Origin of the sequence: Vibrio sp. Vb2960, from assembly GCF_033337665.1 — a bacterium.
Taxonomy (GTDB): Bacteria; Pseudomonadota; Gammaproteobacteria; order Enterobacterales; family Vibrionaceae; genus Vibrio; species Vibrio alginolyticus.
This window is the reverse complement of sequence record NZ_JAWORD010000015.1, coordinates 137,629-145,646: the sequence shown is the minus strand read 5'-3', so window position 1 is coordinate 145,646 and position 8,018 is coordinate 137,629. Positions and strand designations below refer to the sequence as shown.

At 46.1% G+C, this 8,018-nt stretch carries 6 protein-coding genes; 1 reads left to right on the top strand and 5 read right to left on the bottom strand.

Annotated elements, in window-relative coordinates; translation table 11 throughout:
• Positions 1–63: 63 nt before the first annotated feature.
• Entirely contained in the window at positions 64–315 is a 252-nt protein-coding gene (locus tag R7O03_RS14740) for an RNA-binding protein (protein ID WP_318131808.1), read from the bottom strand.
• Between the two features lie 148 nt (positions 316–463).
• Here R7O03_RS14740 and R7O03_RS14735 point away from each other — a divergent pair, with 148 nt between their 5' ends.
• Positions 464–997 (top strand): GNAT family N-acetyltransferase, encoded by a 534-nt coding sequence (locus R7O03_RS14735; RefSeq protein WP_053350135.1) that lies wholly within the window; start codon positions 464–466, stop codon positions 995–997.
• A gap of 124 nt (positions 998–1,121) precedes the next feature.
• On the opposite strand, the gene putP is transcribed toward R7O03_RS14735, so the two are convergent.
• The 4 genes from putP to R7O03_RS14715 form a co-directional block, all read right to left on the bottom strand.
• Positions 1,122–2,615: a sodium/proline symporter PutP gene (putP, locus tag R7O03_RS14730; protein ID WP_005374582.1), complete on the bottom strand. Its 1,494-nt coding sequence runs from the start codon at positions 2,613–2,615 to the stop codon at positions 1,122–1,124.
• Between the two features lie 136 nt (positions 2,616–2,751).
• Positions 2,752–3,459: a 1-pyrroline-5-carboxylate dehydrogenase gene (locus tag R7O03_RS14725; protein WP_005383557.1), complete on the bottom strand. Its 708-nt coding sequence runs from the start codon at positions 3,457–3,459 to the stop codon at positions 2,752–2,754.
• An 11-nt stretch (positions 3,460–3,470) separates the two neighbouring features.
• Positions 3,471–6,602 (bottom strand): bifunctional proline dehydrogenase/L-glutamate gamma-semialdehyde dehydrogenase PutA, encoded by a 3,132-nt coding sequence (putA, locus tag R7O03_RS14720; RefSeq protein WP_318131807.1) that lies wholly within the window; start codon positions 6,600–6,602, stop codon positions 3,471–3,473.
• A 404-nt stretch (positions 6,603–7,006) separates the two neighbouring features.
• Positions 7,007–7,819: an AraC family transcriptional regulator gene (locus R7O03_RS14715; protein ID WP_213906627.1), complete on the bottom strand. Its 813-nt coding sequence runs from the start codon at positions 7,817–7,819 to the stop codon at positions 7,007–7,009.
• Positions 7,820–8,018 lie beyond the last annotated feature (199 nt).

Here is an 8,018-nt window from a genome sequence, read left to right as displayed (position 1 = left end):
TTTAAAATACAAAACGCCCGATGAAGTACATCGAGCGTTTTAGTTAAAAAGTGTCAACCCATATCAGGACGGGTCATAGTCTTGTGCGACTTTCACGCGAATTTTGCTTTTTTCTACGTTCGTCAAGTTCAGTGCTTCAAGAGCAGAAATGGCTTCTGCTTCGTCCGGCATGATGACAAAACCGAAGCCTTTCGACAAACCCGTGTCTTGATCAAGCACTAGCGAACACAGTTCTACTTTGCCGTACGCTGAGAATAATTTGCGGATATCTTGCTCGGTCATGTGACGAGCCAAGTTTCTTACTAAAAGTTTCATAATGAACCTAGTTGGTTTGATAACGGTTCGATTCTCTCAGTTTCTCTCTGGCAAACCAAGTGAATAATATGACGGCGTTGACTAGATCATTCTAAGTACATCTGTTTAAATGATTTTCCGTTCATTTTTCACCCATAGGAGAGTCGGCATGGAAACGAAACGTCTCAAACTCATCCCTGCTTGTTTAGAACGAGCCGAAGAGGCGCATCAAGCTGTCGTTCGCAGCCAAAAGACTCTCGAAGTCTATCTGCCGTGGGTGCCTCATGTGCTGACATTAGAAGCGATGATAGAAGGGACAGAGAAAGCCATCGCAAACTTTGAAAACTTCGAAGAAGAGCTGCGTTACTACATCATTGAAAAGGAAAGCGATCGCTTACTGGGTGCGGTCGGCTTGATGATTCGAGATCCCGACGTACCATCCTTTGAGATAGGTTATTGGTTAGATGATGCTGCCGTTGGCAATGGTTATGTTGCCGAGGCTGTGCTCGAAGTTGAGCGCTATGCGTTTGATGACTTGGGCGCCAAGAGAATCGCAATTCATGCTGATAGCACCAACCAAAAGAGCCGGGCTGTAGCCGAGCGCTGTGGTTATGAGTTCGAAGGAGAGCTCAGAAACGAACGTCTGACTACATCGGGAGAGTTGAGTAACACCGTTATTTACGCCAAAATTCGTCGCGACTAACACTCCAATCTAACCGAGCAATGCTAAGCTTTGATCTCAAGCTACCACCATTAACGTTAATTAAGTTTCAGATAAAACAAAGCCCGCTAAAATAGCGGGCTTTGTGTTCATATACGGGAAGTTACTAGTCTAGTTCAACCAGTTTTTTCTCGAACGACTGGTGTTGGTCTAACACGTCTTGCGCAGCACCGCCCGTTGCTTTACTTACCACAATGATAGCAAGCGTAGAGAAGATGATGCCCGGTACGATTTCGTACACATCAAACCAACCGCCAGTTAGCTGCTTCCAAACCACGATAGTGATACCACCAACAAGAATACCTGCTAACGCGCCGTTACGGTTCATACCGCTCCAGTAAAGGCTAAGTACAACCGCAGGACCAAATGCCGCACCAAAACCAGCCCAAGCGTAAGATACAAGGCCAAGTACTGAGCTATCAGGCGTCATCGCTAGGAATAGCGCAACAAGCGAAATAACGATAACACCGATACGACCAATCATTACGATTTCTTCAGAAGACGCTTCTGGCTTGAATACTTGCTTGTAGAAGTCTTCTGCAAGCGCTGAAGATGAAACAAGGAGCTGTGAGTCAGCGGTACTCATTACCGCCGCTAGGATTGCTGCTAACAACATACCCGCAACGACAGGATGGAATACTGCGTTAACCAATAGCATGAAGATCTTCTCGCCGTCTTCTAGTTGAGTACCCGGATGACCCGTAACCCAAACCAGACCAACAAGACCAACAAGCATTGCACCAACCATAGATAGTGCCGTCCAAATCACTGCGATACGACGTGCAGTCGTTAGATCTTTGTTTGAACGAGACGCTTTAAAACGCGCTAGGATGTGTGGCTGACCAAAGTAACCAAGGCCCCACGCCGCTAGAGAGATAATGGCAATCGCAGACAATGGTTCGCCTTTCGCGTCATTCCATAGCGTTGCAAGTTCAGGGTTGATGTCATGTAGATCAGAACTTAGCTGACCTAAACCACCGTCCATTACCGCTATAGGAACAATCATTAGCGCAGCCGCCATTAGCAGACCTTGCACTAAGTCAGTCCAAGATACCGCTAGGAAACCACCGAATAGTGTGTAAGAAACGACACACACCGTACCGATGATAACAGCGTAGGTGTAATCTAGACCGAATACCGTCTCAAACAGTTTGCCCCCTGCGACCAAACCTGAGCTGGTGTAGAAAAGGAAAAATAGAAGAATGAAAAACGCAGAGATTGTCTGAATCAGTTTCGACTTATCGTTGAAGCGACGTGACAGGAACTCTGGCAACGTTAGCGCGTCAGTTTGGATACTGTAGGTACGGAGGCGTTTTGCACTGATGAGCCAGTTTGCCCATGTACCAAGAAGTAGACCGCCGGCTAACCAGAAGGCCTCGATACCCGCAGCGTACGCATAGCCAGGCAAGCCTAGCAGCAACCAACCACTCATGTCTGAAGCACCTGCAGATAATGCAGCAGGCCACGGACCTAGGCTACGGCCACCTAGGAAGTAGTCAGATGAATTGGAAGTCCTCTTATACGCGTAAACGCCAATAGCAACCATAATCAGTAAATACGCCACAAAAGTGGACGTGATAGCAAAGCTATTTTCTATCATTAGATAGTCCTCGTTATAATTATTTCCTTCCTTGCCTGCCCTGATATTTTACCGTCTCAGCAATACATCAGAGTATAAAAAACCAATCTGGACCGGCTCTCAGTCCAGTTACTCCAGATTGGCATTACAAGTCAGGTTAGTGAGTTTCGTTCCCCAACTCGAGTAGAGTTGCGTTACCACCCACCGCGGTAATATTTATCGTTCGAGTGCGCTCAGTAATGAAGCGCAACGAGAGATGAGGATCATGAGCCAATTTCGGTGACTCTAAATCCGTTTCAGAAACTAAGCCGACGATTGCACCGTCACGCTTAGCTAGTTGAAGATTGAGCGCATGCTCAACCTGTGAACGCCCAACATAACCCACACTACGTACATCGCTCTCAAGCAACGGGGCAGACGCATCGTACGCAACAACCTGGACTAAGTTAGATGGGAAGTTTGCCAACGCTACAGCTTGCTTAACCAATTGGTTTAGCTCTGCATTGTCACTGCAAACGACCACACTGTTGCCCGCAATTAAGGCACAGGTGATCATCGCAAAAGCACTGTATAACGCATTATCAGCAGGCTCGATGTTGTTTTCACAAATCACCAAAGCCACACCGCGTCCTGCGGCATACAGTTCGTTAGTTTCCCCTGTAGGGCCAACTAACTGGTGAGTTTCTGCAAGAAGAGCTGATGCTTGTTGCAAGTGGTAAGAAACCACTTTGGCAACGGTAGACTGCTGCCCTTCTAGTGCAGATTTAAATGCCAGAACATGCTCGCATTTGTAATCAAAATCAGTCAGATTCCACTGCTCCCACGCAGAGAATGCATCTTTAAAATAGGTGATCTGATGAACCATAATGCGACTCCTTATGCGTTTTCTGCTTGAGCAAGAAGATGTTGAGTAAAGCGGAATAGGTAGTGTGGACCACCAGCTTTCGGGCCAGTACCCGACAAGCCTTGACCACCAAACGGCTGTACACCAACCACAGCGCCAACTTGGTCTCGGTTGATGTAGCAGTTACCTACTCGAGCATGTTTCTCAATCCAACGGTACGTGGTTTCGTTACGGCTATGGATGCCCATCGTCAAGCCAAAACCCGTTTTGTTGATCTGCGCAACCACGTTCGGTAATTCAGACGCTTTAAAGCGAACAATGTGTAAGATTGGACCAAATTGTTCTTCTTTCAGCACATCGATGCCCGAGATTTCAAACGCACTTGGTGAGACAAAGTCACCATGCTGGCACGATTCATCCAGCTGTAGCTGAGCGACTTTAGTCTGTGTTTTGCTCATTTGCTCAAGGTGAGCGAGGAGTTTTTGTTTAGCATTGCTGTCGATAACCGGACCAACATCTGTTTTGTGTAGGTAAGGTAAACCAACATGCAGTTCATTCATCGCACCCTGAATCAGGTTGATCATACGGTCTGCTACATCTTCTTGTACAAATAGAACACGAAGGGCAGAACAACGCTGACCAGCAGATGCAAACGCCGAACGAATCACATCACGCACCACCTGCTCTGGCAATGCAGTACTGTCCACAATCATTGCGTTTTGACCACCTGTTTCCGCAATAAACGGAACCGGTTTCGCGCTGCGCTCCGCGAGCGTGACGTTAATGCGTTGCGCCGTTGCCGTTGAGCCAGTGAATGCCACACCAGCAATAGCATCATGAGAAGTCAGTGCATGACCGATCTCAGCGCCGCGACCAGTAAGTAACTGAATCACACCTGCAGGGAAGCCAGCATCAAGCATTAGTTCAATAGCGCGAGCGGCAATTAAGCTTGTTTGCTCAGCAGGTTTTGCAACCACAGTGTTACCTGCAATCAGTGCTGCCGTTACCTGACCAAGGAAGATAGCCAACGGGAAGTTCCAAGGGCTGATACACACAAACACACCAAGACCTTCAAGGCTAGAAATGCGTTTCACACCGTCAAAACCTTCTAGCTCAAATGGCTGTAGGTTTTGCGCTTGTTTCGCGTAATAACGACAGAAATCCACTGCTTCACGAACTTCATCAATACTATCGTGAATCGTCTTGCCCGCTTCTTTGTGACAAATCGCCACCAGCTCAGCCAGATTTTCTTCCATTAAGTCAGCAAGCTTTTCCAAACAAGCCGCTTTTTGCTCAACAGGAACACCTTTCCAATCAGAGAAAGCAGTTTGCGCCGCATCAATTGCAGCGGAAACATGATCAAGTGTTGCAAATGCCACTTTGCCGACTTCAATTCGGCGATCGTATGGTGCGGTGATGATCTCAGCCGCATTTTCCTTGATCATGCTTTCGGCAAAGCGTTCACCATTGATCATCGGGCCTGCAACCCACTGGTTGTCCATGAAGCTTTCGACCTGAGCTTCAAATGGCTTCGCTTCACTGTCGATGTCAATGTTGACGCCATATGAGTTCTTACGCTCAGGGAAAATATCGGCAGGCAATGGAATTTTGTCGTTGTGTAGCGTGTCAAAACCCGTCAACACATCCACAGGGTGGTGGGTCAACTCATAAATCGGACAACGCGCATCAACTAGACGGTGTACAAACGAGCTGTTCGCACCATTTTCAAGCAGACGACGAACCAAGTACGGAAGAAGATCAGCATGGCTACCGACAGGAGCATAAATACGTACTGGCTGACCGTACATTTTCATAACATGGTTATACAGTGAATCACCCATACCATGTAGGCGCTGGAACTCGTATTCTTTGTGCTCCGCCATGACAGCAATTGCCGTAACTGTGTGAGCATTGTGGCTTGCAAATTGTGGGTAGATATTACCGCGAACACCTTCGCTAAGTAGGAAACGAGCACAAGCTAGGTATGCAACGTCCGTCGCTTCTTTGCGAGTGTATACTGGGTAATTTGCATAACCCGCTTGTTGAGACCACTTGATTTCGCTGTCCCAGTACGCGCCTTTAACCAAACGCAGAGGAATAACGTCACCTTGCTCTTTTGCGAGTGCATTTAGCCACACCAAGACTGGTAGCGCACGTTTTGAGTAGGCTTGAATAACTAAACCAAACTTGCCCCAACCTTTCACAAGATCGCTACGGTACACTTTCTCAAATAGCTTCAGAGAAAGCTCAAGGCGATCCGCCTCTTCTGCATCGATTGTGATTGCAACGTCGACTTCAATAGCACGTTTTAGTAGTTGCATTAGTGAGTCATACAACTCTGTCATTACACGTTCTTCATTTGCGACTTCGTAGCGCGGGTGTAATGCAGAAAGCTTGATGGAAATCGAAGGCGCTGGACTGGTGTCATTGCCGTAAGTTTCTCGACCTACCGCTTCGATCGCCATTAGGTAATCTTTGAAGTACTTGTTCGCGTCCGCTGTAGTTAACGCCGCCTCACCTAACATATCAAATGAGTAGGTGAAACCTTTGTCGCGCATCGGACGACCGTTCTTTTGCGCTTCTTCAATCGTACGACCACGAACAAACTGGTGACCCATGATCTTCATTGCCTGATACATGGCTTTACGAATCACGGGCTCAGAGAATTTATTTACCAGACGGTTTACAGCCTGACCTGGGCTCTGGGTGCCTTGCTCACCAAGACCAACCACTTTACCTGTTAGCATGAGGCCCCATGTTGATGCGTTAACAAACACAGAGTCAGAGTTCTTCAGGTGAGATTTCCAGTCTGCGACACTCAACTTATCTTTAATCAAAGAATCTGCTGTCGCGGCATCTGGGATGCGCATTAATGCTTCTGCAAGACACATCAGCAAGATACCTTCTTGAGTATCTAAGCTGTATTCCAGCAATAAAGCATCAATCATCTGGATTGACTTCTTATCGGCACGAATGGCTTCGATAAGGTGGGTCGTTTGGGTAGTGATCGCCGATTTTTCATCCTCTGTCGGCGTCGCTAGTGGCAATAGTTGCTCTAGCCATTGAGACTCGTCCACCATATATAATGGCGAGATCAGTGACCACAACTTATCAAGCGGCTGCCCGATAAATTCCGGTGTCAACACGTTCGTAGCTGTAAACATGTGTGTTCCTCAATCTCACTCCTCGAAAACCGCTTCGAGGATTATCAATGGCTGGCAGTGTATTTTGAGGCCGATAAGAATACTTGTCAAAAACTACGACATTTTTGCCAAAAACTCGCTTTTATAACAAAACATCCACATAGTCACATTCAAATAGGTAATATTTTGTGTTGTAAATTTTAATTTTTTCATTGCATTCACAACAAAATATCAAGAATATCAATAAGATTTTTGTGAAGAGCTCGTTCTAAGAGAAAATGTAGGATCAAGTGGCATATCAGCCACTGCAAAGAACAGAGAATTTAAAAAAACGAGAGATAGGTCACGTGAATAAAACATAAAAAAACCATGCATAGTGCATGGCTTTATTCTAATTGATGATTATTTGACCTAAAAACGCGTTGTTATCCAACTTGTTTTTTATAACGGGAAGGTGATATTCCCTGTAAGCGAGTAAAAGTATGAGTAAAAGTACTCTGGCTTGAGAAGCCAGTAAACTCGGCAATTTGCCCTAAAGAAAGGTGCCCTTGCTCGATTAATTCACGAGCCATGTCGATTCGCTTTCCGAGAACATATTGATGAGGTGTAATCCCCATCTGCTCTTTAAACAAGCAATGGAACTGACTTTCCCCAAGAAACACTCGCCCGGCCAATTGAGCCACACTAATCTTATGACTCAGGTGCTGCTCAATGTAACGATCAATCGCCTCCAAATCAAAGCGCGACTCTTTTCGACTGGTCTCAAATGCCGAGATATGGCGCTGCATTAACGCAATCACAGTGTCGTTACACGCACGACTTAACAGCAGGTCATCCGGATGGTTGCGCATTTCCTGAACCAACATCTGTATCAGCTTCTGAATTTGACTATCTAACTGGAAGTAGACATGGTCTCTCTCCAGGTTATTGATTTTTTGAAGCATTTCAGGATCATCATTTGTCGGTTTGGGCATATTCAGCACCAAAATATCCGATTGATTGATGACGCCACCGAAAGCATGATCAGAGCATGCGGTAACCACACAACCTTGACCAGGGCCGACAAGATTACCTCGCCCGCGCACTTCAAATTCGGCTTGCCCTTTTAAACCAATCACGATCTGCGTATAAGAATGATCGTGGCAATCCATATAAGACGGAAGTGTGATCAGCTCCGCCGGCTTTGGCAGCATAATCTCTTGATATGAAAGGATTTTTTGTTTATCTGAGTCACTCATTTTAAACAGTCGTCTTTACACGGTCAGCTTACGTCTTCGCATCATATACCTTCTTTGTTGGGTTGCAACTTTTACCCAACTCAATCGACAAGATCAAATCAGCATGATCAAGTTCATTTACATGATCATAGTTCCGGAACGATGATCATGCTAGGTTAATTTACGGTCAGTGAGCAACCAATTTTATTAACAAAAACGG

What these genes read in the sequence shown, in the direction of transcription:
- putP (WP_005374582.1), bottom strand. Translation starts at nt 2,615, where the DNA reads ATGATAGAAAATAGCTTTGCTATCACGTCCACTTTTGTGGCGTATTTA.
- R7O03_RS14740 (WP_318131808.1), bottom strand. Translation starts at nt 315, where the DNA reads ATGAAACTTTTAGTAAGAAACTTGGCTCGTCACATGACCGAGCAAGAT.
- putA (WP_318131807.1), bottom strand. Translation starts at nt 6,602, where the DNA reads ATGTTTACAGCTACGAACGTGTTGACACCGGAATTTATCGGGCAGCCG.
- R7O03_RS14735 (WP_053350135.1), top strand. Translation starts at nt 464, where the DNA reads ATGGAAACGAAACGTCTCAAACTCATCCCTGCTTGTTTAGAACGAGCC.
- R7O03_RS14725 (WP_005383557.1), bottom strand. Translation starts at nt 3,459, where the DNA reads ATGGTTCATCAGATCACCTATTTTAAAGATGCATTCTCTGCGTGGGAG.
- R7O03_RS14715 (WP_213906627.1), bottom strand. Translation starts at nt 7,819, where the DNA reads ATGAGTGACTCAGATAAACAAAAAATCCTTTCATATCAAGAGATTATG.